This is a genomic window from Nocardia miyunensis NBRC 108239, from assembly GCF_001613065.1.
Lineage (GTDB): Bacteria > Actinomycetota > Actinomycetes > Mycobacteriales > Mycobacteriaceae > Nocardia > Nocardia miyunensis.
Genome location: NZ_BDBQ01000040.1, coordinates 118,315 through 145,302, shown reverse-complemented (window position 1 = coordinate 145,302; position 26,988 = coordinate 118,315). Strand labels below are relative to the sequence as shown.

At 66.8% G+C, this 26,988-nt stretch carries 23 protein-coding genes and 1 pseudogene; 11 read left to right on the top strand and 13 right to left on the bottom strand.

What is annotated here, in order from left to right; translation table 11 throughout:
• Window positions 1–61: 61 nt before the first annotated feature.
• Together NM2_RS17745 and NM2_RS17735 are read right to left on the bottom strand one after the other, a co-directional pair.
• Entirely contained in the window at window positions 62–2,452 is a 2,391-nt protein-coding gene (locus NM2_RS17745) for a heavy metal translocating P-type ATPase (RefSeq protein ID WP_084531176.1), read from the bottom strand.
• Window positions 2,453–2,891: 439 nt separating this feature from the next.
• Entirely contained in the window at window positions 2,892–3,518 is a 627-nt protein-coding gene (locus tag NM2_RS17735) for a CBS domain-containing protein (RefSeq protein WP_067669926.1), read from the bottom strand.
• 362 nt (window positions 3,519–3,880) lie between these two features.
• On the opposite strand from NM2_RS17735, the gene NM2_RS17730 reads away from it, so the two are divergent.
• Window positions 3,881–4,363, top strand: a complete 483-nt coding sequence (locus tag NM2_RS17730) for an adenosine-specific kinase (RefSeq protein ID WP_067669924.1) — start codon at window positions 3,881–3,883, stop codon at window positions 4,361–4,363.
• Between the two features lie 24 nt (window positions 4,364–4,387).
• Here NM2_RS17730 and NM2_RS17725 read toward each other — a convergent pair whose 3' ends face one another.
• Window positions 4,388–4,666 carry a DUF1918 domain-containing protein gene (locus NM2_RS17725; protein ID WP_067670006.1) on the bottom strand — a complete coding sequence of 93 codons (279 nt, stop codon included), beginning with the start codon at window positions 4,664–4,666 and terminating at the stop codon, window positions 4,388–4,390.
• 208 nt (window positions 4,667–4,874) lie between these two features.
• On the opposite strand from NM2_RS17725, the gene NM2_RS17720 reads away from it, so the two are divergent.
• The 6 genes from NM2_RS17720 to NM2_RS17695 all read left to right on the top strand — a co-directional run bounded on the left by NM2_RS17720 (window position 4,875) and on the right by NM2_RS17695 (window position 9,482).
• Complete coding sequence (locus tag NM2_RS17720; RefSeq protein WP_067670004.1) at window positions 4,875–5,519, top strand: DUF2267 domain-containing protein; 645 nt, start codon at window positions 4,875–4,877, stop codon at window positions 5,517–5,519.
• Window positions 5,520–5,681: 162 nt separating this feature from the next.
• Window positions 5,682–6,809 carry a 4Fe-4S dicluster domain-containing protein gene (locus NM2_RS17715; protein ID WP_067669922.1) on the top strand — a complete coding sequence of 376 codons (1,128 nt, stop codon included), beginning with the start codon at window positions 5,682–5,684 and terminating at the stop codon, window positions 6,807–6,809.
• Window positions 6,796–7,299, top strand: a complete 504-nt coding sequence (locus tag NM2_RS17710; RefSeq protein ID WP_067669920.1) for a Crp/Fnr family transcriptional regulator — start codon at window positions 6,796–6,798, stop codon at window positions 7,297–7,299. The genes NM2_RS17715 and NM2_RS17710 overlap by 14 nt, the downstream gene beginning before the upstream one ends.
• Before the next feature lie 38 nt (window positions 7,300–7,337).
• Window positions 7,338–8,147 (top strand): FAD/NAD(P)-binding protein, encoded by an 810-nt coding sequence (locus NM2_RS17705; RefSeq protein WP_067670002.1) that lies wholly within the window; start codon window positions 7,338–7,340, stop codon window positions 8,145–8,147.
• Complete coding sequence (locus tag NM2_RS17700) at window positions 8,147–8,920, top strand: NADH-quinone oxidoreductase subunit B family protein (RefSeq protein ID WP_067669918.1); 774 nt, start codon at window positions 8,147–8,149, stop codon at window positions 8,918–8,920. The genes NM2_RS17705 and NM2_RS17700 overlap by 1 nt, the downstream gene beginning before the upstream one ends.
• 91 nt (window positions 8,921–9,011) lie before the next feature.
• Window positions 9,012–9,482, top strand: a complete 471-nt coding sequence (locus tag NM2_RS17695; RefSeq protein ID WP_067669916.1) for a hydrogenase maturation protease — start codon at window positions 9,012–9,014, stop codon at window positions 9,480–9,482.
• Window positions 9,483–9,497: 15 nt separating this feature from the next.
• Here NM2_RS17695 and NM2_RS17690 read toward each other — a convergent pair whose 3' ends face one another.
• Window positions 9,498–10,130 (bottom strand): CBS domain-containing protein, encoded by a 633-nt coding sequence (locus tag NM2_RS17690; RefSeq protein WP_084531186.1) that lies wholly within the window; start codon window positions 10,128–10,130, stop codon window positions 9,498–9,500.
• Between the two features lie 282 nt (window positions 10,131–10,412).
• On the opposite strand from NM2_RS17690, the gene NM2_RS17685 reads away from it, so the two are divergent.
• On the top strand, window positions 10,413–11,876 hold the full coding sequence (locus NM2_RS17685) for a bifunctional aminoglycoside phosphotransferase/ATP-binding protein (RefSeq protein WP_067669912.1): 1,464 nt from the start codon (window positions 10,413–10,415) through the stop codon (window positions 11,874–11,876).
• Here the strand turns inward: NM2_RS17685 and otsB are convergent.
• The 3 genes and pseudogenes from otsB to NM2_RS17675 all read right to left on the bottom strand — a co-directional run.
• Window positions 11,854–15,849, bottom strand: a complete 3,996-nt coding sequence (gene otsB / locus NM2_RS17680; protein WP_067670000.1) for a trehalose-phosphatase — start codon at window positions 15,847–15,849, stop codon at window positions 11,854–11,856. The two genes, NM2_RS17685 and otsB, sit on opposite strands and share 23 nt — an antisense overlap.
• A gap of 128 nt (window positions 15,850–15,977) precedes the next feature.
• Window positions 15,978–16,199, bottom strand: coding sequence for a hypothetical protein (locus tag NM2_RS49095; protein ID WP_157121148.1), 222 nt, complete (start codon window positions 16,197–16,199; stop codon window positions 15,978–15,980).
• A 196-nt stretch (window positions 16,200–16,395) separates the two neighbouring features.
• Window positions 16,396–16,782, bottom strand: a pseudogene (locus NM2_RS17675) (ATP-binding cassette domain-containing protein); the annotation flags it as partial.
• 195 nt (window positions 16,783–16,977) lie between these two features.
• Between NM2_RS17675 and NM2_RS17670 the strand changes: the two are divergent.
• Window positions 16,978–18,348, top strand: coding sequence for a wax ester/triacylglycerol synthase family O-acyltransferase (locus tag NM2_RS17670; RefSeq protein WP_067669998.1), 1,371 nt, complete (start codon window positions 16,978–16,980; stop codon window positions 18,346–18,348).
• Window positions 18,349–18,443: 95 nt separating this feature from the next.
• Here NM2_RS17670 and NM2_RS17665 read toward each other — a convergent pair whose 3' ends face one another.
• On the bottom strand, window positions 18,444–19,415 hold the full coding sequence (locus tag NM2_RS17665; protein WP_067669910.1) for an Acg family FMN-binding oxidoreductase: 972 nt from the start codon (window positions 19,413–19,415) through the stop codon (window positions 18,444–18,446).
• Between the two features lie 76 nt (window positions 19,416–19,491).
• Window positions 19,492–21,948, bottom strand: a complete 2,457-nt coding sequence (gene ppsA / locus NM2_RS17660; protein WP_067669908.1) for a phosphoenolpyruvate synthase — start codon at window positions 21,946–21,948, stop codon at window positions 19,492–19,494.
• A 197-nt stretch (window positions 21,949–22,145) separates the two neighbouring features.
• On the opposite strand from ppsA, the gene NM2_RS17655 reads away from it, so the two are divergent.
• Window positions 22,146–22,688: a flavodoxin domain-containing protein gene (locus NM2_RS17655; protein WP_067669906.1), complete on the top strand. Its 543-nt coding sequence runs from the start codon at window positions 22,146–22,148 to the stop codon at window positions 22,686–22,688.
• A gap of 38 nt (window positions 22,689–22,726) precedes the next feature.
• Complete coding sequence (locus NM2_RS17650) at window positions 22,727–23,374, top strand: response regulator transcription factor (RefSeq protein ID WP_067669904.1); 648 nt, start codon at window positions 22,727–22,729, stop codon at window positions 23,372–23,374.
• A gap of 36 nt (window positions 23,375–23,410) precedes the next feature.
• Here NM2_RS17650 and NM2_RS17645 read toward each other — a convergent pair whose 3' ends face one another.
• The 4 genes from NM2_RS17645 to NM2_RS17630 form a co-directional block, all read right to left on the bottom strand.
• On the bottom strand, window positions 23,411–24,319 hold the full coding sequence (locus tag NM2_RS17645; protein ID WP_067669902.1) for a universal stress protein: 909 nt from the start codon (window positions 24,317–24,319) through the stop codon (window positions 23,411–23,413).
• 46 nt (window positions 24,320–24,365) lie between these two features.
• Window positions 24,366–25,028 (bottom strand): Rv1733c family protein, encoded by a 663-nt coding sequence (locus tag NM2_RS17640; RefSeq protein ID WP_157121147.1) that lies wholly within the window; start codon window positions 25,026–25,028, stop codon window positions 24,366–24,368.
• 45 nt (window positions 25,029–25,073) lie between these two features.
• Window positions 25,074–26,012 carry a universal stress protein gene (locus NM2_RS17635; protein ID WP_067669893.1) on the bottom strand — a complete coding sequence of 313 codons (939 nt, stop codon included), beginning with the start codon at window positions 26,010–26,012 and terminating at the stop codon, window positions 25,074–25,076.
• Window positions 26,013–26,417: 405 nt separating this feature from the next.
• On the bottom strand, window positions 26,418–26,714 hold the full coding sequence (locus NM2_RS17630) for a hypothetical protein (protein ID WP_067669891.1): 297 nt from the start codon (window positions 26,712–26,714) through the stop codon (window positions 26,418–26,420).
• Window positions 26,715–26,988: the final 274 nt, after the last annotated feature.

Sequence of the window (26,988 nt, the reverse complement as noted above, 5' to 3'; positions counted from 1 at the left end):
GGCGGCGGCCGTGCAGACACGAACCTCCGCGCTCAGGCCGGGAGTAACGGGCCCGGCGGGGTCACGGTTGCACAGATGTCCCGGAGTCGGATTTCCCAGGCGCGCCAGCGTATTCGGACCCATCGTCGCTGAGCGTGAAATAGTTCTCCTCTTCCTGCCGGAAGTGCAACTGCAGCAACGCGTACAGGCCGTACAGGCACGCCAGCAGATCGTCGGTCTGGTCGGGGCCGATGCGGCCGGCGGCGCGGGCCACGCCCAGGTGGTTGCCGATACGTATGGTCAGGCGCTGGATTTCGGCGTGGGTGCGGCTCATGGTGGCGGTCGCCTCGGGGCTACCGAGTGGCTTGGCGAGCGCGGGATACAGCTCGGTTTCCTCCGCCTGTTCGTGCGGCAGCAATTCATCGACCAGGAACCTGTGCGCCTCCTCGACCGCGGACAGCGCAACCGGGTCACCACCGCGGACGGCTAGACCGTCGGCCGCGGTGCGCAGCAGAGCAAGCGTGTCGCGCAGAGTGTCATGCTCCCCGGCGAAGCGGTGCAGCAACGCTTCGGTGTCGGCGGTCAATTCGACCCGCAGCGCCGGATTGCCGCGCAGCGCACGCAAAGCATTCACGATCACCGCGACGTCGATGCCCTCCTGCAACAGCGCACCGGCGGCAGGGGGCAACCAGCCGAGGGCGGCGACGATCATGGCCACCAGCGACAGGCTCATGCCGACGGCCGCGCTCTGCACAGCGATACGACGCGACCAGCGGGCGGTGTCCATCGCATCGGCGAGGCGATCCAATCTGTCACCGGTGAGCACGATATCGGCCGCCTCCGAGGATGCGGTGGACCCGCGCGCCCCCATCGCGACGCCTACCGCGGCCGCGGCCAGCGCGGGCGCGTCGTTGACGCCGTCGCCGACCATCACGGTGACCGCGCGTTCGCGTTCGCGGCGCACGGCTTCCACCTTGTCCGACGGGCTCTGCCCCGCATACACCTCGTCCAATCCGAGGACGGTGGCCACCTCGCGTGCGGGCTCGGACCGATCTCCGGTGAGCATGACCAGGCGGTCCAAACCCGCCTGCCGCAATCGGCGGATCGTACGTGGTGCGTTGCGCCGCAGCGGATCTCGCAGGAGGATGGCCGCAGCGAGCGCACCGTCCAGGACAATCCACGCGATCGCGGCCGAGTCCAGAGTCGCGCGATTGACGACCGTACGCCCCCAATCCACCGCGGTGAGTGCCTCCGGCAGTTTGCCGACATCCACTCGGTGCCCGCCGACAGTGCCGGAGACGCCGCGCCCGGCTTGTTCGGCCACATCGGCCGGGGCCGACAGCTCGAGGCCACGGGCCAGCGCCTCGCTGACGATCGCTTCGGCGAGCACATGCGGTGACACCTGGTCGACCGAGGCGGCCAGCCGTATCATCTCGGCCGGGTCGCGGCCCGGCGCGGTAACCACATCGACGACCCGTGGACGGCCTCGGGTCAGTGTTCCGGTCTTGTCCATCAGGAGTGTCGTCGCGTGTCCGAGGGTTTCCAGCGCGCCACCACCCCGCACGACGACGCCCGAACGCGACGCGCGCGACAACCCCGAAACGATCGCGACGGGCGCGGCCAGCAACAGCGGGCACGGAGTCGCCACCACCAACACCGCGACAGCTCGCACCGCCGACCCGCTCCACGCGTAGGCGACAGCCGCGACGAGCAGCGCAAGTGGCAGGAACCATGCGGCATACCGATCGGCCAGTCGCACCACCGGAGCGTTCTCGGCGCCTGCCTGCTGCGCCAACCGCACGATCCCGGCGTACGTACTGTCGGCTGCCGTCGCACCGGCCCGCATTTCGAACGCATCACCCGCGTTCACCACACCACTGCGTACCGGCTCGCCGGATGCCCGCTCCACTTGCAGCGGCTCCCCGGTCAACACCGACTCGTCCAGAACCGCAACGGGATCGAGAATGCGGCCGTCCACGGGCACCACCTCCCCGGTGGCGACCACGAGCACATCATCGACCGCGACCCGGTCCAGCGGAATCACCTGCACATCGTCGCCAACGCGGCGACGTGCGGAACGCGGCGCGTGTTCGAGCAACGCCCGCAGATCCCGCGATGCGCGCCGCTCGGCCGCGGCGTCGAGCGCACGACCACTGGCCAGCATGACCGCGACCAACGCGCCGGCAAGGTATTCCCCGACCAGAAGCGTTCCCGCCAAGGACAACACCGCGATCAGATCAACACCCGCCCGGCCCTTCACCAGCGTGGCAATCATCCAGTAAAGAGCCGGAACGAACGCCGCCACGGTCGCCGCGATCCACAACGCATCCGCGGCACCGCGCAACCCCAGCATCCACAACAACGCCCCGATCACCAGCGGCACCACCGTGACCACCACCAGGGACGGCTCGAACCACGCGGCGAACCGATCCCGCCACGACCGCGACTTGAATCTCGTCAATACCTGGGCCATCGCATGTTCCTCCTGACCGGCCCGCGAATCCAGTCTGATCCCACTGAACCGAACCGGAGGACAACAGCGACAGGGAAAGCGGTCCCCTGAATCGTTGCCCTATGTCCCCCGACCCCGCCGCACCTCAGCGAGCGCTCGCCGGTCTGCCCCGCGCATCAACGGGCGTCCGCGTATCCACACCGCGTCAGATCCGATATCCAGATGACGGTCGAGGTCACCGGGTGTGCAGCCGTCGGTGACGCACGGCCGCGTCGAGCGCGGCCAGACCGCGCCTCGATACGACACCGCGGAGCCGTCCACCACGGCAACCATGGGATAGTTCGATTCTGTTGTGTACGAACCGCATTCGGTGGTCATGGCACACACCTCCAGCACTGGTCGTCGGGTCTGTTTCGGACACCGGGCATTCGCGCCCCGGATCCTGGGCAGCCCGACGTGCTCATCCGACAGTTCGGTCGGCCTCGCGCTGCAGCCTTTCCGACGACGGCACCGCCCCACCCGGAGGCGGCGGGTCGGGCAAGGTACGCACCTCTTCGACCCCCTCCACGGTCATCGCCAGCGCAGAGACGGTGCGCTGCTCGGCGGCGTCGGCGAACGGACCCCGGATACTCACGTGGCCGTCGGCTACAGCGACGGCCCACTGTCTGCGGCTGCCGAGGTAATTATCCAGCCGGGCACGGACTTTCGATTCGATCGCGGCGTCGTCGCAGATCAGTGCGCGCAGCAGATCGCGCCGGGCCACGATGCCGACCAGCACCCCGGCCTCCACCACCGGCATGGACCGCCGATGCAATGCCAGCATGCGGGCCGCGATGACGCCGACGAGTGTGCCGGGTTCGACCACGTCGGCCGGAACCGACATAACCGCCGCCACGTTCGCCCCGGTATGCGTACTTTCCGCGGCGAGAGCGTCGGCCTCGGAGAACATGCCCAGCACATGCTCCCCGTCATCGACCACCGGAAGCGCTGCGAAACCGTGCTCGGTCAACAGCGCGACCGCCTCCCGGAGCGGAGTCTGCGGCTGTACCGTCACCACGGGACGACTGAGAATATCACGCGCGTACATGATGAATCTTCTCCTGTCCTCCGATGCCACAAAGGTTTTCCGCACATATCGCCTGTGTCCGCTGCTTCCCGGCGCGAAGGCCCCGAATCTCAGCATTGCCCGCGCACACGCCGCCCAGCACGGCCGAATGTCACCCGCACGGTCGGAATTCGGAAGGTATCGGCGGCCCTGCTGAAGGACGAAAGACCCCCTTTATCGCCCGTACCGCGATTTCGACCCCGCGCACTGCCCCGTCATGGTCGTGCACCCGCCGAAACAGTAACCGGCGGGCGCTCGGAGAATCGGGGGGCACTCGATTCCTCCCGAAATCAAGAGCCGATCTGCCCTGGTGTAGCGGACCGGCGCACCGCAGCATCAGCAGCATGGAGTTCAGCACAGTACCCATCGACAAGCCCGACGACCTCGACGTAATAGTCGGGCAATCGCATTTCATCAAGACCGTCGACGATTTGCACGAGGCGCTCGTCGGGACCGGCCCCCAATTGCGCTTCGGGCTGGCGTTCTGCGAAGCGTCCGGGCCTCGATTGATTCGGCATTCCGGTAACGACGCCGATCTCGTCGACCTCTCCACCCGCAACGCGATGGCTATCGGTGCCGGTCACTGCTTCGTCATATTCCTGCGTGAAGGTCACCCGGTCAATGTGCTCAATGCGATACGCCATGTCCCCGAGGTGTGCACAATCTTCTGCGCGACAGCCAATCCCGTCCAGATCGTGATCGCCGAGAACAGTCTCGGGCGCGGCATCGTCGGCGTCATCGACGGTCCTCCGCCGCTGGGCGTGGAAAGCCCGGCCGACCAGAGTGACCGCAGACAACTGTTGCGCCACATCGGTTACAAGCTCTAGTGCTGCGAAGTTCAGACGCGTACGTCACACGCCACTGGTCGTTCTATCCGCCGCCTTCTCAGCGACTGGTTGGGAAGATGACCGCCCACGGAGGTCGGGCCGTGCCTCGAGCAGTTCGTCGGCTTTGAGCACGTACGAATCCGGACCTGGAAACACCAGGGCCCGATGCCCGGTGTCGGACCAGTGCACCAGGTACGGTGGTGCACCATCCTCTCCGTGCACCTCCTCGATCAATCCGCGGCGGACGACGCCATCGACACAGCGCCCCTGCGCCACCAGCCAGTTTCCCGGTTTCGCATGCACGATCAGCACCTCTTCCTCGCGCGGGCCACAGCACCGATCCTCGCGAGTCACCTCATCCGGTGATAGGGCCGTTCGACCCCGACACACGTACCGTTTCACCAGTTCGCCGGGCCTGCCGGCCCTGCCCTGCCGACATCATTCGGATCATGCGCGGACCGGGACCTCCGGCCCTACCGAGGGAAACTGACCGCGGCCGATGCTGACAGACATGTCCCATTCCAACGATCCTTTCGCACCCACCGTGCACACTGCACACCATTGGCTCAACGCGGTCGCGCAGGCGATCGGCACCGAAGATCATCATTTCGCCTACCGCGTCCTGAGAGCCTGGCTGCACGCCATCAGAGACCGCATCGGCGTTCCCGGATCGGCACACCTCACAGCGCAGCTGCCGGAATTGATTCGTGGCCTCTACTACGAGAGCTGGATTCCTGCTCGTACCGCAGATCACAGCACCGGCGCGTTCGTGCACCAGTTCGCACACGAAGCCAATGTGTCGACTCGGGAAGTGCCCGGCTTGGCGAGCGCGGTGACCGACGCGCTCACCGATCTTTGCTCACCAGGCCAACTCGATCATGTCTTCGCCGTACTTCCGATCCATCTGTGCGATCTCCTGCGCGGCACGACAGCACACCTCCCGGCCCCGGAAATGGCGGACGAAACCATCGAGCATTCCGGGCTCGAACACCGGCTCCGGCTACTCGGTGACGCTGTGGCCGTGCTGTCCCGGGCGTTGATGGAATCGCCTCCGGACGGACTCGACACCCGGCAGCGGTCTCGTGCCGCTCAGCAGGCCCACAACCTCATCATGGCCGAAGACCTGACAACGACCCCCAGCTCAGCCAACGCGTGATCCGAACGCAGTCCCCGCCGAACACCGCCGCGCTACCCCTCGAGCGGTGACCTTCGTCTCTCGCACCCGGGTCGGCTCACGCGGCAGACTCGTTTCGGTCGGCGTTACTTTCCCATCCCCGGTGACGCCGACGGCGACTTCCTCGATGAACCGAGCCCGACGATGATTCCTGGAGACACTGCCACGATCGACCGGCCGGGCCTGGACCGCCTGGTCGATGTGCTGCACGACCGCGGGCTTCGCGTCATCGGCCCGGTACTGCGTGACGGCGCGATCATTCTGGATGTGCTCGAGTCCGGCGCGCAACTGCCGGCAGGCTGGGGCGTCGAGACGGCCCCGGGCCGCTACCGGGTACGACAGCGCGAGGACGACGCGGTATTCGCACACTGCGCGGGACCCAGCTCCTGGAAGCAGTTCCTGCATCCACCACACCGCAAACTCGGCGACATCGAACCCGATCTGACGGTCGAATCCGCCCCACGATCCACGGTTCCCACCGCATTCCTGGGCGTACGCGGCTGTGATCTGGCGGCCATGGGCATCCTGGAACACGTCCTGGGTGATGCGGTGTACCCGGACCGATCCTCCCCCGCCGGTCGGCGGCCGTTCCTGGTCGCGGTCAACTGCACCGAACCCAGCACCGTGTGCTTCTGCGCCTCCATGGGCACCGGCCCCGGAGTGTCGACCGGATTCGATTTGGCCCTCACCGAACTCATCGATTCCGCCGGTCACCGATTCGTGGTCGACATCGGCACCGACGCCGGAGCCGAAATCCTCACGGCGGTAAGACCATCCACCGCTGCCGCCACCGACATCGCCCGCGCGCGGGACGCTGTCGCTTCGGCCGCGAGCCGGATGGGACGGGCGATGCCCGACCTCGATCTGCGGGCACTGATCCGCGATTCCCTCGAATCACCGCACTGGGACGATGTGGCCAGCCGCTGCCTCACCTGCGCCAACTGCACCATGGTGTGCCCGACGTGTTTCTGCACCACCACCGAAGACGTCACCGACCTAACCGGCGACCATGCCGAGCGGTGGCAGCGCTGGGCGTCGTGTTTCGAGCCCGACTTCTCGTACCTGCACGGCGGCAGCGTCCGACAGTCGGGTGCGAGCCGATACCGGCAGTGGCTCAGCCACAAGCTGAGCACCTGGTACGACCAGTTCGGCAGCTCCGGATGCGTGGGTTGTGGCCGCTGCATCGCATGGTGCCCGGCCGGCATCGATATCACCGCCGAGGTCGCCCGGTTGGCCGAACTCCGTCCGGGAACCACCGATGACGACGGTTGAGGACCTTTCGGTCTTCCCAGATCTGGCCGGACTGACCGAAGACGAGTTGACCATCCTGGCCACGGCCGGGCGCGATGTCACCCTGCCGACAGGCCTGCGGGTGATCACCGAGGGACGAGCCGCAGACCGCTGCTGGCTGATCCGCAGCGGCCTGATCAGTCTCGACACGCACATCCCCGGTCGCGGCGACATCGCCGTGCAGACACTCACCAGCGGTGAGCTACTCGGCTGGTCCTGGCTCGCGCCTCCCTACCGCTGGCGATTCGACGCCAGGGTCCTCGCGCCGGTCGAAGCGATCGAATTCGACGCCGCAACACTGATCGAGTTGGCGTCCAGGGATCCGGTATTCGGCCGGACGCTGCTCACCATCGCGTTCCATGCCGTGCTGGAGCGACTACAGGGGACCCGTGCCCGGCTGCTCGATCTCTATCGGAATCCGGCCGACGCCGCCCCCGGCACCGCACTGTCCGACAGCGGTGATCGCTCGTGATCACCGCGCCTCGCGCGGCATCGGTCAGCACCGACACCATGCTGCCGTATCGGGTTGTGGCCCGTGCCCAGCAGAACCGCGACACCGTCACGCTCCTGCTGGAACCGATTCGGCATGCGGCACAGCCTTTCCGGGCGGGACAGTTCATGATGCTCTACCGCTGGGGCGTCGGCGACATCGCCGTGTCGATCAGCGGAGATCCTTCCGCCACAGACGATTTGCTCGAACACACCATTCGTGCGGTCGGCCCGATCAGCCGCGCGCTGCACGACACTCCCATCGGCGGCCGCATCGGAGTACGCGGACCGTTCGGGATCGGCTGGGAACCCGAGTCGGCGACCGGGCGTGAGCTGGTGATCGTCGGCGGCGGTGTCGGACTGGCGCCGCTGCGGCCGCTGGTGCTGGCCGCCCTGTCGGCCCGCGCCGAGTTTCGGCGGCTCGTGCTGATCAGCGGTGCCCGCACGCCGACCGACATCCTGTTCCGCCGCGACCAGTCCCGGTGGGCCGAGACCGGAGCGATCGAGTTGTACCAGACCGTCGACCGTCCCGCGCCCGGATGGACCGGGCAGGTCGGATTCGTCACCGAACCTCTGGCCCGGTTGCGCTTGATTCCCGAGCGCACCACCGCCTTCCTGTGCGGGCCGGAGACGATGATGCGATTCTGCGCGCAGAGCCTGCGACGCAACGGCGTTGCGGCCGCGGACATCCGAATCTCGTTGGAGCGCAACATGCAATGCGGCGTCGCGCGCTGCGGTCACTGCCAACTGGGGCCGTTGCTGATCTGCCGCGACGGTCCGGTGGTAGATTACGCGACCGCCGAACCGCTACTGGCCGTACGGGAGTTGTGATGGACATCCCGACCCTGGCGGTATGGAAATTCACCTCCTGCGACGGCTGCCAGCTCACCCTGCTCGACTGCGAAGACGAGCTGCTCATGCTCGCGGCCAAGGTCCATATCGCGCATTTCCTGGAAGCCTCGAGCGAGGTCGAACCGGGGCCCTACGACATCTCCCTGGTCGAAGGGTCGATCACGACACCCGCCGATCTGCGCCGGATCACCGAGATCCGGGAGCAGTCGAGAATTCTGGTCACCATCGGCGCGTGCGCTACCCACGGCGGCATTCAGGCCCTGCGGAATTTCGCCGATGTCGCCGAATTCACCTCCCTCGTCTACGCCAGTCCCGAGCACATCGCGACCCTGGCGGAATCGACACCGATATCCGCCCACGTGCCAGTCGATTTCGAGCTTCGCGGCTGCCCGATCGACCGCCGCCAACTCCTGAACGTCCTGCAATCCCTGCTTGCGGGACGAACACCCGACATTCCGAACACCAGCGTCTGCACCGAGTGCAAGCGACGCGGCACCACCTGCGTGACCGTGGCGGAGGGGATCCCGTGCCTCGGCCCGGTCACACACGCCGGATGCGGTGCGCTGTGCCCGGCCTACCACCGCGGGTGTTACGGCTGCTTCGGCCCCATGGCCGATCCGAATATCGGTGCGCTGCTTCCCATTCTGCGCATCAACGGTATGTCCGCGACCGAAATCGACCGGGTATTCCACACATTCGCCGCCGCCGCACCCGAATTCGACCAGCGGAAAGCCGATGGCGCAGCACAGTAGGCACATCCGCGCCGGGTCGCCGGCCCGCTACACCCTGCGACCCGTGCACCTCCTGCGCGGCACATTTCCTGCGACTCGAACTGGAGCATCGATGACCCGACCCCGCGCCGTCGTGATCGGAATCGGCAACGAATACCGCCGTGACGACGCGATCGGCGTCATCGCGGCGCGTGAGCTCGACAAATTGGCCATCCCAGGAGTCCGCGTCACCGTGTGCGACGGCGAACCCACCAGATTGCTCGACAGCTGGGCGGATACCGACCTGGCCATCGTCATCGACGCCGTCCTGTGCCAGCCCTCCGACCCCGGACGCATCCGGCGCACCTCGATCCAGACCCTCACCGGCGTCACGGCTACCAGTTCCCACACACTCGGCCTGCGAGATGCGATCCCACTGGGCCGGGCACTGGACCGGCTGCCGCGCGAACTCGTCGTGATCACTGTCGAGGCCGAGAATCTCGGCCCCGGCCCCGGCCTTTCCGCGCCCGTCGAAGCCGCGGTCCCCGCGGTCCTGGACACCGTCCGACAAATCTTGACCTCGACCGGACATAGCGAGACCTGAGCCTCGGCGCAGTGCCTAGCCGATGGCCTCATCCGCCTTGCGCTGCAACCACTCCGACAGGGGCGGTGCGGCGCTGGTCGACCGCGCCGGCGTCTCGGGACCGGTTGCCGCTTCGTCGACGCCGTCGACGGTCATGGCGAGTGCCGACACGGTTCGCTCCTCGGCCGAGTCGGCGAATCGTCCTCGGATGCTCGCACGACCGTCTGCGACGGTAACGGACCACTGCCGTCGGCTGCCGGCGTAATTGTCCAGCCGCGCGCGAACTTCCGCTTCTATCGTGGCGTCATCACGGATCAGCGCACGCAACAGGTCACGGCGCGCGACGATGCCTACGAGCACTCCGGCCTCGACGACCGGCATCGAGCGCATATGCAGTGCGAGCATGCGGGCGGCGATCGACGACGTATCGGTGCCCGGCTCGATGACCTCCACCGGAACGGACATCACCGTATCGACAGTGACGCCGAGCTGCGAATCATCGGCCACGAGAGCATCGGACTCCGACAACATCCCGACGACATGATCCTCGTCATCGACCACCGGCAGGGCGGCGAAACCATGTTCGCTCAGCAGTGCCGCCGCATCGCGCAGCGACGTCCGCGGCTGGACCGTCACCACCGGACGGCTGAAGATATCGCGGGCATACATGACGAGTCGCCTCCTGTGGTCGAATACCTCGATCATTCGAGCCAACCGGACGATCACGCGAAGCCCCAGAGCCACAAGTCATCTGTGCTCGAATCGTTCGCCATGTGCCGTGCCCACAGGGCATCGAGTCTGCACCCGGCGGTGACACTGGTCACCGGTGGACTGCGCTCGGGGTATCGGCCGCCTTCGCAGGTCACCTGCCTTGCGGCCGGGCCGCATGGTCCACGGTCGAGTGACCTTCGCCCATCACGAAGCCGACGCGGGTCGGCCACGCTGTAAACGATGGACATCACCGAGCCCTATGCCCGCGTCGCCGAGACGCACTCGGCAGTGGTGGTGCTGCTCGAAAATCGAGCCTACAAGGTCAAAAAGCCGGTGCTGACCGACTTTCTCGACTTCTCCACATATTCCGCGCGGGAAGCCGCGTGCACCCGCGAGCTCGAACTGAACAGGCGATTCGCTCCCGAGGTCTATCTGGGGATAGCGCACCTCGAGGATCCGGTCACGGGAACGAGAGAACCGGTCTTGGTGATGCGCCGGTTACCCGACGCCACCCGCCTGTCCCGACGTCTGGACGACCCCGCTGCCGTCCGCGATGTCCTGCGGCATCTCGTGCGCCAGGTGGCCGCCTGGCACGACCGAGCGCCCACCGGGCCCGAAATCGACCGAGCCGCAGCCGTGGACACGGTGCGTGACCGGTGGCTGTCGCTGCTGTCCGGACTCCGATGCCCACCGATCGAGCCGACCGCGGTCCGCCGTCTCACCGAGTCGGCGATGCGCTACCTCGCCGGGCGTAAGCCACTGTTCGACCAGCGCATCGCCGCCGGACGTATCGTCGACGGTCACGGCGACCTCCGCGCCGATGACATCTTCGTCACCGACGAAGGCCTGCGAGTCATCGATTGTCTCGACTTCGACGACGAACTCCGATACGTCGATCGGCTCGACGACATCTGCTTTCTCGCTATGGACCTGGAACGGCTCGGGCAGCCCGAGCCGGCCACGGAATTCGTCGAGGACTACCTGCGCACCACCCACGATCCGGCGCCTTCGTCGCTGCGCCACCACTACATCGCCTACCGGGCATGTGTGCGTGCCAAGGTCGACTGCGTTCGGCACGGTCAAGGAGCGCTCGATGCTGCCGAGGGTGCCCGCGCACACGTCGATCTCGCGTTGCGGCATCTGAGGTCGGGCGCGGTCCGGCTGGTGCTGATCGGGGGCCTGCCCGGCACCGGAAAGTCGACCGTCGCCCGGGGCCTGGCCGATGCCACCGGTGCGATCCTGTTGTCCAGCGACCATATTCGCGCCGTCGCACGAGCAGACGGTGTCCTGGCCGGTGAGACTGGGGAGTACGGCCGCGGCCTGTACGCTCCCGCAGCCCGCGAACATGTCTACTCCGTCATGCGGGCGGAGGCACAGACCTTTCTCGCAGCAGGACGGTCGGTCGTTCTCGATGCCAGCTGGATCGACGACGCTGAACGTCGCCGGGCATACCGGATCGCATCCGATACGACCTCGGAGCTGATCGAAATATGTTGTAGCGCACCGCGGTCACTCGCACATTCCCGCATCGCGGCACGGACCGGCTCCGAATCCGATGCCACATCGGCCGTCGCCGAAGCCATGGCAGGCGATCGCGCGGCCTGGCCCGGCGCCATAGTCCTGGACACCACGGGACCACTGGAATACACCGCGGCGAGAGCGCTGCGGATGTACGAGAACCTCACCCCTGCGCCACCGGGGTAGCCGGGATCGACAGCCGGATCGTGCCACCCGCCGAGAGCCTGTGCCGGTGGTTGTCGAATTCGATGGTGAGCGCGGGCGCGATGCCCGGCTCGGAGGCGACCTCGAGGATGTCGGAAGCGATACGCACAGCCAGATGGTGACCGCGATAGATCATCGGAAAGTTCAGCTGCCCGAGAGCCCGAGGCCAGCGCGGATTGAAGATCAGCCGACCAGCGCGGAACTCCAGGCCCGTGAAACATCGCTGGAGCAGATCGATGCTTCCGGCCATGGCAGCGAGGTGGATGCCTTCGGCCGTGGTTCCGCCCTGGATGTCGTGGATATCGGAGTTGAGCACCATATCGAAGAACCGCACAGCCTGATCGCGGTTGGCCCGTGCCGTTACCCAGGAATGCACCACCGCACTCAATGTCGAGCCATGCGAGGTCCGGGACCGGTAGTACTCGATCGTGCGCGGGATCATCTCGGGTGGCAGCCGATACCCCATGTGTCCCAGCAGTTCTCGAAGCTCATCAGCCGAGAGCAGGTAGAAGAGCATCAGGACGTCCGCCTGCTTGGCGACGCGATAGCGGTTCACATCATCACCCTCGGCCTCGAGAATGCGATCCAGGCGACCGATGTCGCCGTAGCGTTGCCGATAGGCGGGCCAGTCCAGTTCGGACAAGTGGTCGTACCCGGCGAACTGACTGATCACCCCGTCATGGAAGGGGACGTACATGAGGTCGGCGACCGAACTCCAGCGTCGAGGCTCTTCCGGCGAGATCCCGAGCGACTCCATGAGTTCGGCGCGGACCCGCGGTGGGATCCGGCGTAGCGCATCGTGTGCGCGCCGGATCACCCAGGCGGCCATGACGTTGGTGTAGGCGTTGTCATCGATGCCCTCGTCGGGTGCGTCCGGATAGCCCGAGTGGAATTCGTCGGGACCGATCACTCCGCGGATGTGATAGCGGTCGTCGCCGCGCTCGTACCTGGCGCTGGCGGCCCAGAATCGCGCGATCTCCACCAGGAGTTCGGCGCCCGTCCGGGCGAGGAACTCGCGGTCTCCGGTGACCTCGTAGTACTGCCACACGTTGTAGGCCACCGCGATTCCGGCGTGGTGGGCGCGCCGGCTCGGATCGGGAGTCCAATGCCCCGACCGGGGGTTCAGATGCAGGCGCTGGCTTTCCTCTCTGCCGTCGCTGCCGGACTGCCATGGGAAAAGCGCACCCGCGCAACCTGTTTCGGCAGCCGAGCGCCTGGCCTCGGGCAGCCTGCGGTAACGGTATTCGAGCAACGACCGAGTCAGCGACGGGAATCGCAGGTTCAGCACCGGCAGAACGAAGAGTTCGTCCCAGAAGACATGGCCGCGATACCCCTCGCCATTGAGGCCGCGCGCCGGAACCCCGGCATCGAAGCCCTCGGTATGCGGCGACAGCGTCTGGATCAGATGCAGCAGATGCAGCCGCAATGTGCGCGCCGAAGAGGCGCTTGTGTCCAGGTCTATTCGCAATCGCGCCCACAGGTGCTCCCACGCCAGGACGTGACGGTCGAACAGCGTGTCCACCTCGTCGACGGCTCGGAGTTCACGCCACGCCTGGTCGGCGGGGGTGGAGACCGCGGGGTCACGGCCGGTGAACAGGGTGGCCAGCTTGTCCACCGCCACGGCCTCCCCCGCAGCCATCGCGACATCGGTCCGGTGGCCGAACAGTCCGGATTCCGCGGTCGCACGCCAGGGACCGGAACGGCCGGTCTCGTGCTTGTGCACCGCGGTCCGCGACGCGGTGGCGATCGGAATATCGGACTGGCGGGTGCGGACAACCGTGACGACGGCATCGGGGGCGGGCCTGGCCACCTCGGCGGCATCGAGGTGGCATCCGGACAGATCGCGGTAACGCTCCACCAGTTCGTTCCGCACGGCCGTATCGATACCGGAGCGAATCGTCAACACCCCGCTCCAGTTCTCGGCGGTGATCTCGAGCCGGAGTGCGCAGATGTGCGGTGCGTGCATGGCCGCGAACCGGCGTTCGCGCACCGCCGTGACTCGCCCGACAGCATCGCGGAAACGGAAGCTCCGGGTCAGCACGGCGTATCGCAGGTCGAATTCGATTCGGTACGACAGTAATTCGACAGCGTCGACGTCGTACCAGTCGCCGCCGTCGATGCGCCAGGTCACCGGCAACCAGTTCGGCAGGTTCACCAGGCTCTCGTTCTCGACCTCGTGTCCGTCGATCTCATCGCGCAGGCGGTTGTAGATACCCGCGGCATAGGTGCCCGGATAGTGGTGTGGGCCGGCCCTGGAATCCGGGGCGGCGCCGCGTACCCCCAGATACCCGTTGCCGACGCTGCACAGTGCCTCGCGCAGCTTTTCGGTGGACGGGTCGTATCCGTCGAAGGCCAGAATCCACGACTCCGGGGCGACCGAGGTGTTCGCCTCGGTGAGAAAGGTGGTGAGCCTGGCGAGCAGGTCATGCATCCGGTCCGGGTCGTCGACGCCGAATTCGGCCGCGGTCCGGCGGTCACCGGCCTCGCGGTGACGCACACATACCGTGATGCCGCCCGCGCCGACCGCGTCGAACGCATCCTCGTCCGTCAGGTCGTCTCCTGCGTAGACGGGAACGACCGGCGTGGTGAGATGCTCCAGAATCCAGTCGACAGCGCGACCTTTGTCCCAGCGCACCGGCGAACGAAGTTCGGTGACCTTGCGTCCAGCCGTGACACGCAGACCGGCCGCCTGACCGATGCGATGTGCGGCGCCGACGACATCGGCGACGTACTGTTCGGGAACGGTGCGGTGGTGAACGGCCACGACGAAGCGCTTGTCCTCGACCACGACCCCCGGGATGCCGCGCAGATCGCGGTCGAGTCGGTCTGCCACGCCGACCAGAGCGGCTTGCGCGGACGCGCCCGCCGAATGCGGGTGCCGACGGCCATCGGGGGCCATCAGTTCGAACCCGTGGCACCCTGCGTACCAGATACCGGGCACACCCACCCGGGCCCGTAGATCGTCCAGCTCACGGCCACTGACGATGGCCACCGGGCACCGGTGCGCCAGTTTCACCAGGACATCCGCCGCATCCTCGCGAAGAACCGCGGCCGCGGGATCGTCCACGATGTCGGACAGTGTGCCGTCGAAATCCAGCAATACAGCCGGTTTCCCGGTTTGCAGCCGGTCCGCGATCCGCAGCCAGCATTCCAACGCGTCGGGAACCTCCGACATCCGGGGAAACCCGGTGTGTAGCCGCACCTGGGCCAGATCGGTGACGATCTCGTCGGCGCCTCCCGCACGCAGCCGGTCGGCGTGCCCGACTCGGTCCACGCCGATCACCAGCCCGAACCCACCACGGCGGCCCGCTCGCACGCCCGCCTCGGCATCCTCGACCACCACCGTCCGCTCCGGTTGAGCGTGCAGCCGATGGGCGGCCTCGAGCAGCATCGCCGGATTCGGCTTGCCCCGCAGGCCGAGTTCGTCGGCGACCACTCCATCGATCCGGACTCCGAACAGATCACCGAGACCGGCTGCGGCCAGCACCTCGACGCAGTTGCGGCTGGCGGAGAAGACCGCCGTGCCGATCCCCGCGGCGCGCAGGCTCCGGATCAGATCCACGGTGGAATCGAACGCGGGGACACCGTTTTTCGCGATTCGCCGAAGGAACAGCAGGTCTTTCCGGTTGCCCAGACCGCACACCGTGACCGCGTCGGGCGGATCGGATCGCTCCCCGCGGGGCAGTGATATGCCCCGCGCCGCAAGGAAATCCGTGACCCCGTCGTAGCGCGGCTTGCCATCGACGAACCGCTCGTAATCGTCCTCGGTGAACGGCGACAGATCTTCCCCCGGTACCGCCCGGCGCGGGCCGAGGAACGTGTCGAACAGCTCCGTCCAGGCCGCCTGGTGAATCAACGCGCTGTCGGTCACTACCCCGTCCATATCGAAGATGACCGCATCGAAGACGCGAGAGTCGATCACGAGCCCCGTCCGATGTTCATCGCGCACCACCACAGCGTGCTCCACTCCCTCGATGCGAACTAGGGCCACAGGTCGACAACCAGCCCCTCCGACGCCACACCGCGCCCCACCATGCGAGCCCGCACCGGAAACCCGGCGGAAGCGATCGGCCCCGCGAGGATTCACCTACCGGCGCGACGGGTCTGGACACGCTCGTCACGCTCGCGTTCTTCCAGCTCCAGGTCCCGTGCGGTCCGCTCTTGGCGCGCGCGCAGCCGTCGTGACTCCGCCTCGAGCAGCGCGCGTTTGCTCTCCAGCAGCGACAGCGCCGAGACGGCCACGGCCGAGCGTTCGCGCAACCATGTGCGACCGGCTCGTCCGGGCGGAAATCGTAACGCGGCCATGTCATCTCACCCCGTGCGCGTCGTCGTCGGCACAGCCCGGCCGCCCGAACGCTTCCCGCCACCCATCCCGCGCTCATCGCGCCGCCGCCGGTGTGCAGAGTTCGAGCCTTCGACGGTCAGATTCTCGATTCCGGGGATGCCGCTGATATCGATTGGGCCGCTGTCCATTTCGGCGGTGATCGCGGTGCGTGACACTCGAGTAGGAGCGCGTCTTCTTGCGGGGGTCCAGATCGAACCGCTCTGCCAGGCGTCGGGTATCGATGCCACCGCGCATCCGCCCGAGCGGGTCGATGGTCTCGCCTCCGGTCAACGACGGCCACAGCGCCACATCACCGGGCACGTAGGCGATCCGGTGGTGCAGTGCCACGGCGTCGGCCCAGGGATCGCTGCCTATCAGCGTGAGCCGGCCGGATGTGGCGCGCAGAACACCCGGCAAGATACGCAAGCTGGTGGACTTGCCCGCGCCGCCGGGTCCGAGGAAGCCATGGATCTCGCCCTCCTCGACGGTGAGGTCGAGCCCGTCGAGGGCATGAACGTGCCCGAAATTCTTGTGCGGATCCCGGCCCTCGATGATCGCGCCCATGGAGTCTCCTGCTCCGTCGCTGCGGTGACCACGGATCTCGCGCGGCCGGGATGATCCGGGGAGGAACGACCTCTGGACCGATTACCTTGGCATCTCGCCTGGTCCTCGCTGAACGCGCGAAAGTCATGGTGAAGCGTGGCTGTTCTCGTAGGCTTCGGTTCCCGATGCGGCAGCCACGGGGAGCAGGTGCTCACGATGACACATTTGGGACCGTTGGAGCTGGGTTTCCTGGAACTCGAGGATGCCGATCCCCACGTCAGTCTGGCCATCGGAGTGGCCGCGATAGTCGACGGCCCGGCACCGAGCCCGCAGGACCTGCGGATCTGGATCGACAGAGGATTGGAATCCCACGCACGGTTGCGACAGAGCGTGCGCCGCGCACCCCTGGACGTGAGCGCACCGACATGGGAAGACGATCCGCACTTCGCTCTGGCACACCACATCCGCCGGACCGCACTCCCCGGCCCCGGCGGCGAACAACAGCTGCGTGAGCTGATCGCCACCGAACTCACCGAACGCCTCGACCGCGATCACCCGCTCTGGCGAATCACGATCGTCGAACACCTCGCCCACGACCGCTGGGCACTGATCCTCCGCGCACACCACACATTGATCGACGGGATCTCCGGCATCACACTCCTGGAAGACTTCTGCGACGGCCCCAGCACGGCACACCAGCACGGCACGAGGCCGGGAAATCACTGGCGCACAGGATATTTCGATCGACTGAAGGCCATCCTCGAACTCCCGGTGACGGTGCCACTGGCCACCGCCGGAACCATCCGCGCGCTGGCCCCGGTGCTGTATTCAGCGATCGCGCCAACCGCCGAATCCTCCCTGAACGGCACCATCGGGCAACAGCGCCGCTACGCGGTGGCACGAGCCGAACTACCGCAGGTCCAGGAGATCTGCACCGCCCTCGGAGTGACGGTCAACGACGTCGCGGTCGCCGCCATCACCGCGGCATACCGTCGCCTGCTACTGCTTCGCGGCGAAACTCCCCACCCCGGGGAACTGCGCGTCGTGATACCCGTATCCACCCGAGCCAAAGATGCGAAACAGATACTGGACAACCGCATTTCAGCGACAGTCACCGAACTCCCGATCGATGTGAACGATCCGGGCACCCGACTCGCACTCGTACACCGCCGCATCCGCGACCACCGCACCCGGGGCGAGGCCGAGGCAGAGAAATCCGTGCTCACGCTCGCCCGCCGGCTGCCGGCCGGGATCGTCGCGAGCGCACTGCGCGTCGTCACCCACTTCCCCCAGCGCGCGATCGGCACGCTGGCGACCAACGTCCCGGGGCCACGCCACCGATTGACCCTGGGCGGCCGGGAGATCATCGAACTATGGCCGTGCATTCCCACCGCGATGCGGCTGCGGACCACGATCGCGATCCTGAGCTACCGCGACCAACTCATCTTCGGCATCACCGCCGACTACGACAGCACACCCGACATCGACACGATCTCCGCGAGCATCGAAACAGAGATCTCCGTGCTGCTCGCCCGCGCCCGGGGACGACGGCCACCGAGGCGCCTGCAGCTCGTCTCCAGGAACTGACGAAGGCCCGACTCACCGTGCATTGCTGGTCGCGCCGAGGTGTACCGGCGCGACCACAGCCGAATCCGGTGTGGCCGGTGGGATTCGGTCCGAAGTCACAGGGGCCGGATCACCTGGTCCATCGGACGTCTCGGAGTGGCCGGGAGCGGGTCGGCACTCTGCGCCGCCCAGCCGAGCCGGATGATCATCTGCGGAAATCCGCTGTCGTGCAACACCTCCGAGCGCACAGCGGCGCGTGTCGCGGTGATCTCGAGCGGCTCGGTCAGGGGGCAGGACGCGAGGCCCATCACCGTGGCGGTGAGCATTATCGCGCTGGTGGCCTCCCCCGCGCGCAGTTGCGATATCCGCTCGTCTCCCGGGGTGCTGAGCAGCAGCATCGAGTCCTCGCCGTCGATATCGCAGAGCACTGCCTGCGGTAGGCCGGGATCGGCGAACCGCCGTACGGTCGGGTCGGTGGATATCACCGCGCTGTGCGCGGGCACGCCCTGCGCGGCGGCGTGGCGGCCACTCCATTGATGCAGTTCGGCACCGTATTCGAAGTCCCGGGCGTGATCCTGGGCCGCTCGTTCGAACGCCCGCAGCAACCGAGCGCGTTCGTAGTCGCCTCCGACATTGCGTACCAGCACGCCGTGTGATTGGCCGACCTCCACGAGTTCCGCGATGTGCGAGCCGGTGACCTCCCACGAGGTATACCGGCGGCGGTCGCTGCGGCGCCTCTCGATGGCCTGCGCCAAGCGGATCGCCTCGGGCGTCGGGGGTTCGGGGCGGAATTCCACAGCGGCCAGGTGATCCGGCTCGGCGGGATTCGGCAGGCGGTGCACACGAGTCGTCCAGCCGAACGCCCGCACGCCGGCGCACAGATGATGCAACGCCGCGCCACAGCTGATCAGCAGGTCGCGCCCATCGGGATCGGTGTGCGGGAGACGGCGGGCAGGGTCGGCGTACAGATGTACGGTTTGCTCGCCGACTCGCCACTGCCAGGGTTGGGTGTTGTGTACCGACGGGGCCCGCACAGCCAGCTGTAGTGCGGACCTCAGGGTGTCGGCATCGGGATGGGTGTGCGACATCGTGTTGTCTCCGATCAGGATTCACCGGGCTGAGCGAGGATATCGATGGCCGGATTCATCGTGAGAGTGAGGATCGTCATGACGATCCCCGCGACTCGGCCCGGACCGGCTCGCCGGAATCAGCCGCCGCCGACTGCCGGCAGTCAGGACCGCGGCGCTGCTCGGCCTCGAGGATGGTCCTGGTGGTCGTCAGCAAGGTGTCGGGATCGAGGCTGATGGAGTCGATGCCGAGTTCGACGAGGAATTCGGCCATATCCGGGTAGTCCGAAGGCGCCTGTCCGCACAGTCCGGAGTGAATTCCGTTGCGCCGGCAGCCTTCCACGGCGAGCCGGATCATTTCCCGCACTCCGGGATCACGTTCGTCGTAGTCGAACGCGACGATCTCGCTGTCCCGGTCGACGCCGAGCGTGAGCTGGGCCAGATCATTGGAGCCGATGGAGAATCCGTCGAACAACCTCGCGAACCGGTCGATCAGTACAACGTTGTTCGGTATCTCGCACATAGCGTAGATCTGCAGGCCGTTCTCACCGCGCGCCAGCCCGAGCTCGGCCATCCGCGCCAGGACCGCCTCGGCCTCGGCGACGCGGCGTACGAATGGCAGCATGACGATCACGGTGGTCAGTCCCATCTTCTCCCGCACGCGACGTATCGCCGCGCATTCCAGCGCGAACCCCTCGGCGTAGGCGGGGTGCGCATAGCGGGACGCACCGCGGAAGCCGAGCATCGGATTCGCCTCTTGCGGCTCGAAGTCTTGCCCACCCAGCAGCCCCGCGTACTCGTTGGTCTTGAAGTCCGACATCCGGACCACGACCGGTTTGGGCCAGAAGGCCGCGGCGATGGTTCCGATGCCCTCCGACAATCGCTGCACGAAGTAGTCGGCGCCGTCGGCGTACCCGCGGACCAGCCGCGCCAGCCGGGCTCGCACGCCGGGGTCGGTGATTCGTTCCGGATGTACCAGGGCCAGCGGGTGCGCCTTGATCGAGTCCATGATGACGAACTCCATCCGGGCCAGCCCGACACCGTCGTTGGGCAGCATCGCCGTGGCGAAGGCGCGTTCGGGATCGGCCAGATTGACCATGACCTGTGTGCGCGGACGAGGAAGTTCGGCGATCGTCAGATGCTCGACGTGGAAGGCGAGGGCGCCGCGGTAGATGCGCCCGGTGTCGCCCTCAGCGCACGACACGGTCACCTCTTCGCCCGCCGGGATCACGATGGTGGCCTCCGCGGTACCGACAACCGCCGGAATTCCCAGCTCCCGGGACAGAATCGCGGCATGGCAGGTGCGCCCGCCCCGGTTGGTGACGATCGCCGAGGCGGTCTTCATCACCGGCTCCCAATCCGGCGTGGTGGTGTCGGCTACCAGTACCTCCCCTGGCCGGAACTCATTCAGCTGCGCCACCGTGTCGATGCGACGGGCGCGGCCGGTGGCGATCTTCTCCCCCACCGCTCGCCCGTCGGTCAGTATCTCCGCGCGGCCGTCGAGCACGTAGTTGTCCAGAGTGTTCGTCGTCCGGCGTGAGCCGACGGTCTCGGGCCGAGACTGCACGATGTACAGCTGACCGTCGATGCCGTCTTTGGCCCATTCGATGTCCATCGGCCGGCGGTAGTGCCGTTCGATCGCGCACGCCGAGTCCGTCAGGGTGAGTACCTCGTCGTCGGAGAGGCAGAACCGGTCACGATCGGCATGCGGTGTGGGAATGTTTCGGGTGGTGCGGCCGGTCTCCCCCTCGAGATAGACCATCTTCACCGCCTTGTCGCCGAGCCTGCGCCGCAGCACTACCCGATGTCCGGCCTCGAATGTCGGCTTGTGCACATAGAACTCGTCGGGATCGACGGCTCCCTGTACGAGGTTCTCGCCGAGACCGTATGCGCCGGTGATGAATACGACGTCGCGGAAGCCGGATTCGGTGTCGAGGGTGAACATCACCCCTGACGAGGCGAGATCCGAGCGGACCATTTTCATCACACCCACCGACAGGCCCACCTTCAGATGGTCGAAGCCCTGGTCGACGCGATAATGGATGGACCGGTCGGTGAACAAACTCGCGAAGCAGCGTCGAACCGCCTCCAGCAGGTGCTCCTCGCCCCGGACATTGAGGTAGGTTTCCTGCTGCCCGGCGAAGCTGGCCGTCGGAAGATCCTCTGCCGTCGCCGAACTTCGCACCGCCAGACCGACCTCGGGACCATACTGGTTCCGCAATCGCTGATACCCGCGCAGCACCTCCCGCACGAGGATGTCCGGAAGCCCTGCGCGGTAGACGATTTCGCGGGCGCGTCGGCCACGTCGTGCGAGGTCGCGCAGTTCGCCGGGATCGAGCCCGTCCAAAATGTCGGCGAGTGGCTGCCAGGCATCGGCCGCGGTCAGCATGTCGCGGTAGGCATCGGCGGTGATCGCGAAGCCGTTCGGTACCCGTACACCCGCGTCGGACAGTGAGCGATACATCTCGCCGAGCGAGGCATTCTTTCCGCCCACCGACGCCACATCCGCGATGCCGAACTCGTCGAAGAATCGAACGTAACCACGCTTGGTCATCTCTGCCACTCCCGCTGTCGTCGTACCGTCCGGAGTCAGTCCCTCACGGTCGTGTCTGGTACGCCGCTGGAGACCTCGGCACATACCACTCAACTTGTCGTCTTCGAGTCGGCCTAGAGACAGAAGTCCCCGTCACCCCGGCACCTGTCCCGTACTGGAGGGCCGACGCGAGGCAGGCGGTTCCGACGCCTCGCGGGATGGCAATCGCCGTGATATATGCGACCGCACAAGGCTCCACCTGCGAAATTGCTGAATTCATCGCCGACGACCTCGCCGGACGCGGCGCAGCCGTCGAATTCGCCGACGTCGAACATGCTCCCGAATTGTCATGCGTCGATGCCGTGATTCTCGGCAGCGCGGTGCACAACATGGCCCTACTGCGCAGCATCAACGAATATGTGCGTCACCACGCCTCGGAACTGAACGCCTTACCGGTTTGGGTCTTCAGCGTCGGCCTCGTTCCCGCACTGCGCGTGTGCCGGAAAAGATTGCCACACTGCGTGATTCGATCCACTCGGTCGAATACGCCGCCTTCGCCGGACAATACGAACGGACCGGAGTCCCGCTGCCCACCGTGCCCTGCACAGGTTTTTGGGCGGCCCGATGCCCTCGTCGTCGATATTCGAGCGGCCGACCTGACCGGCAACAAGTCGTCGGCCACTGTCCGAGACATTCGAAAAGCGGCGCCGACCTTTGCGTGGGGACTTTCGGCCCCATCGGTGACCGCTGTGCGGGGTTAGTGTTCATGGCAATACTGGTCGGATAGATTGGATACCCCATGACCAGGGTCTTTCTCGTCGATGACCATGAAATAGTGCGACGTGGTCTGATCGAACTACTCGAGGAGGACCCCGAACTGACCGTCGTCGGCGAGGCCGGCGATGTCACTCACGCCCTGGCTCGGATCCCGGCCTTGCGCCCCGACGTCGCGATACTCGACGTGCGCCTGCCCGACGGCAATGGCATCGAGCTGTGCCGCGAGCTGCTGTCCAAGGTCGAGGGCCTGCGGTGCCTGATCCTGACCTCCTTCACCGACCAGCAGGCCATGCTCGACGCGATCCTCGCCGGCGCGAGCGGCTATGTCGTCAAGGACATCAAAGGGATGGAGCTGGCTCAGGCTGTCGAGACGATCGCCGCGGGACGTTCGCTGCTGGACAGCCGGGCCACGGCCGCGCTGATGGATCGGCTGCGCCGCAGCGCCGAGCCCGACGGTCCGCTGGCCGATCTCACCGACACCGAACGTAAACTGCTCGATCTGCTCGGCGACGGCCTGACAAACCGCCAGATCGCCCAGCGGATGTTCCTGGCCGAGAAGACCGTCAAGAACTACGTATCTCGCTTGCTGGGCAAGCTCGGCATGGAACGCCGCACGCAGGCCGCGGTCTACGCATCGAAGCTTCGTGCGGAGAAGACGAACCTGAACTGAGCATCCATGCGGCCACGCACCTGCCGTCGACGGGACTCACCCGCGCTCGCGAACGATGACGATCGGGCATTCCACGGAGTGGGCCAGCGCGTTGCTGGTGGCTCCCAGTAGCATCCCGCTGAAGCCGCCGCGGCCGTGACTGCCCACGACCATCAGCTGCGCCGACTCGGCCTGGTCGAGCAATGCGCGAACCGGGCGGTCCTGCACCAGGATTCGCCGCACCGGCACGTCCGGATATCGCTCGGCCCAGCCGGCCATGGTCTCGGCCAGTACAGCGTCCTCGGTATCGCGCAACGCGCCCTCCCAGTCCACCGACATGGGAAACGTCACCGGCACGTCGCTCCAGGCGTGCACCGCGGTGAGGCCGGCCTTCCGCAACGACGCCTCCTCGAGCGCCACGGCCACCGCGGGCATGCTGTTGGCGCTTCCGTCCACTCCGACCACGACCGGTCCCCTCGCCGCGGCGGGATCGTCGGCCTGCCGATAGTGGATGACCGCGACCGGACAGTGGGCATGGCGCAGCATCGCGGTGGTCACCGATCCGAGCAGCCCGCGGCGCAGTGCGCCGATGCCGTGGTTGCCGACCACGAGCATCCGGGCACTGCGTGATCGTTCGATCAGATCCGGAATGACCCGCGACCAACTCACCTCGGTGCTGATCGGCGGCACCGAGCCCGGTGCGCCGGCTCGGGCGGCTCGGGCGCCTTCGGTGAGAATCCGCTCCCCTTCGGTCCGCAGCCAGTCGGTGTCGGTTCCGGTGAGTATCGCCCCGGGCCCGTACCCGGCGGGCAGCGACACCGAGGTCACCAGATGCAGCCCGCATCCGTGTAGCGCCGCGTCGGCCGCCGCCCATGCCGCAGCCTGGTAGGACACGGCCGAGCCGTCGACCGCGGCCAGTACGGAAGGGTTCGGATCGGGCTGCGACGATGCGACCGGTGAGGTCATGGTGTTCTCCGCGGGATCGTCCGTCGAGTCGCTCGTATCCGTCCCATCACCGGTTGTCCCGGCCGAACGAAGGCCCGATCAGGCGCCATTCGCGCGCCCAGTCGACGCCGTGGCGTCGATTCAGCACCCACTGCACCACACCGAGAACGGCTGCGACACTTGCCCATACGATCACCAGCAGGGTGAGGGCGGCACCGAAACCGAAGACTCCGGCGGTCTCCGACGGCGTCGGGGCAGCGACCGGCCGGCCGCTCGGGCCGAGCCACACTTCGATCGTGTCGCCGCGCACCGCATTCTCGGGAACATCGACATTCGCCTGCCCGCCGCGTCCGTTCCGAACCCAGCTCACCGGCGCCTGTGCCGCGGTAGCGGCCACACCGGAGCCGACCGTGACACCCTTGATCGGGTCGGCCGTCAAGGTGGCCTGGACCGCCACCTTCGTCGCGTTATCGGCCCGGATATGCTCCGCGGCCGCGGTATAACCGGCAGTGCCCGCCGCCGCCGCGCACGGAATCGCCGCGAGTACCACGATCAGCGCTATCGCTCGTGCAAACCCTTGGACCCGGTCCGATCCCCGCATCAGCGGGTTGTGGCTGAACGGTTGGAATCGCCACCACCGCAACAGTATCGACGGATAGGCCACCATGGCGGCGGGATGCTCGGGGTGTCCTTTCCGCATCCACCGAAACGGCCGAATGTCACCGCTCATGGGTCACTCCACCTCGCCGCGTGCAGTGCGCCGTCGGGCCGGCGTTCATGCTGAGCTCCGATCGTGGGCGTGCACGACCATCACCGGGCACAGCGCGTGTTGCACGAGCGCATTGGAGGTCGAGCCGAGCAGCAGACTCCGGAAGGCGCCTCGGCCGCGGCTGCCGACAACCAGCAACTGAGCCGACCGTGACCAGGCGAGCAGCGTGCCTGCCGTGTCCGAGGGATACACGCGGCGATTCACCAGGACTTCCGGGTATTTTTCCTGCCATCCGGCCAGCCGCTCGGCGACGAGGGCCTGCTCGGTCATCTCCACGTCCGGCGCCGGGAACAGTATGGCGGAATCGCCCGCATACCGTCCGAAACTCATGTCGTTCCAGACGTGCACCGCCACCAGTTCGGCGCCTCGTTCGGACGCCTCCTCGAACGCGACGCCGAGCGCGGCCTCTCCCGGTCCGGCGCAGTCCATGCCGACCACGACCGGCCCGTCCCGGCGTACCCGCCTACCGGAATCGGGATCGGTCCGCACGACCACCACCGCACCTTCCGCGTGCGAGGTCACCGCCAGCATTGTCGAACCCACGTGTGCGGCAAGCCCACTCGCGCCCGACGCGCCCAGGGCCAGCAGATGCGCCGTCGGGGCGCATCGCAACAGCAATCCGACCGGATCCGCCGTGGACACCTCGGTCTCGATCCGAATTCCCGGCGCGATATCCGCTGCCATCCGCGCACACCGGTCCACCGTCTCCTGGCTGTGCACCTTCAACGCGTCGAGTACCGGCGGTTCCAGCGCGTAATAGGGCTCGAACACCCGGCGCATCCCCTTCAGGTCCATTCCCTGCACGATGCGCAGATCTCGCCCACGATCCACTGCGGTCACGGCAGCCCAGGCCACCGCGGTGTCGGCGGCCACGGACCCGTCCACCCCCACCACGATCGGCGCGGAAGCCAGGTGCCGGGCATCATCGCTGTAGTGAGTATTCATCGCAGGCTCTCCCGCTGGACGGTCACCATCCGTCGCACCGGATGATGCGTTGCACCCAGCCTCACCCCCCACCCTCCGCGCCCCAAAGGGCCGAAAGACCCGTGCCACCGAGCACACCATCCCAATGTCCGCGCAAGGCTGCGGCGGCGGATACCGGGGCGGCGCACTCAGGGGGGATCACACGTGGAATGGGCTGAAACCGCTGCGTCCCGGACCGGCTCGGTGATCCGCTGTCGCCGTATTCATGTGCCGTAGAGAGCGGTGACCTCCGCGGCGAAGTCTCGGAGCACGATATTGCGCTCGAGTTTCAGCGAAGGCGTGGCATATCCGTTCGCCTCGGTGAGGTCCGCATCCAATATGCGGAATTTGCGGACGGCCTCGGCTTGGGAAACGGCCCGGTTGCCGTTATCGATGGCTGCCTGGAATGCGGCAGGGACAGTGGAACCCGGCCGTGTCCAGAGCGCGGCTGTAATCGATGGCGGTGGTGGCCGCCATATCGAAGATTCTGCCGCGAGCGGCGAGTTGAGCTCGAGTTCGGGCGGTGTTGTAGACCTTTTCGAAGACGCGCGGGACACCCAGGATCAGAGTCGGACGGAAGGCGCCGAGTTCGGCGGTGACGTTCTTGACATCACCGACATGGGCAATGCGGACCGGAGCGAACGCCGCCGCGATCTCGACGATCCGGCCGAGTACATGCGCCATTGGCAGGAACAGCAATGCAGGAACAGCAATACCGACGACTCGCCGGGATCCAGCAAGTCCGGGTCGATGCCGGGTAAATCGAGTTCGGCGATGAACTCCAACGGCGCACGACCATCCACGGTTGCGGCGGCGGATGAACGTCCGCGTGACCGCCCCGCTCGTTCACCGCGACCGAGGGATGTTCCGGTGAGCCCCGAAAGCATTTCGGCCACAGCCTTTTTCGCGATGGCGATATCATCGCGTCCGGCTCGTGCACCCAGCATGCTTCCGACGG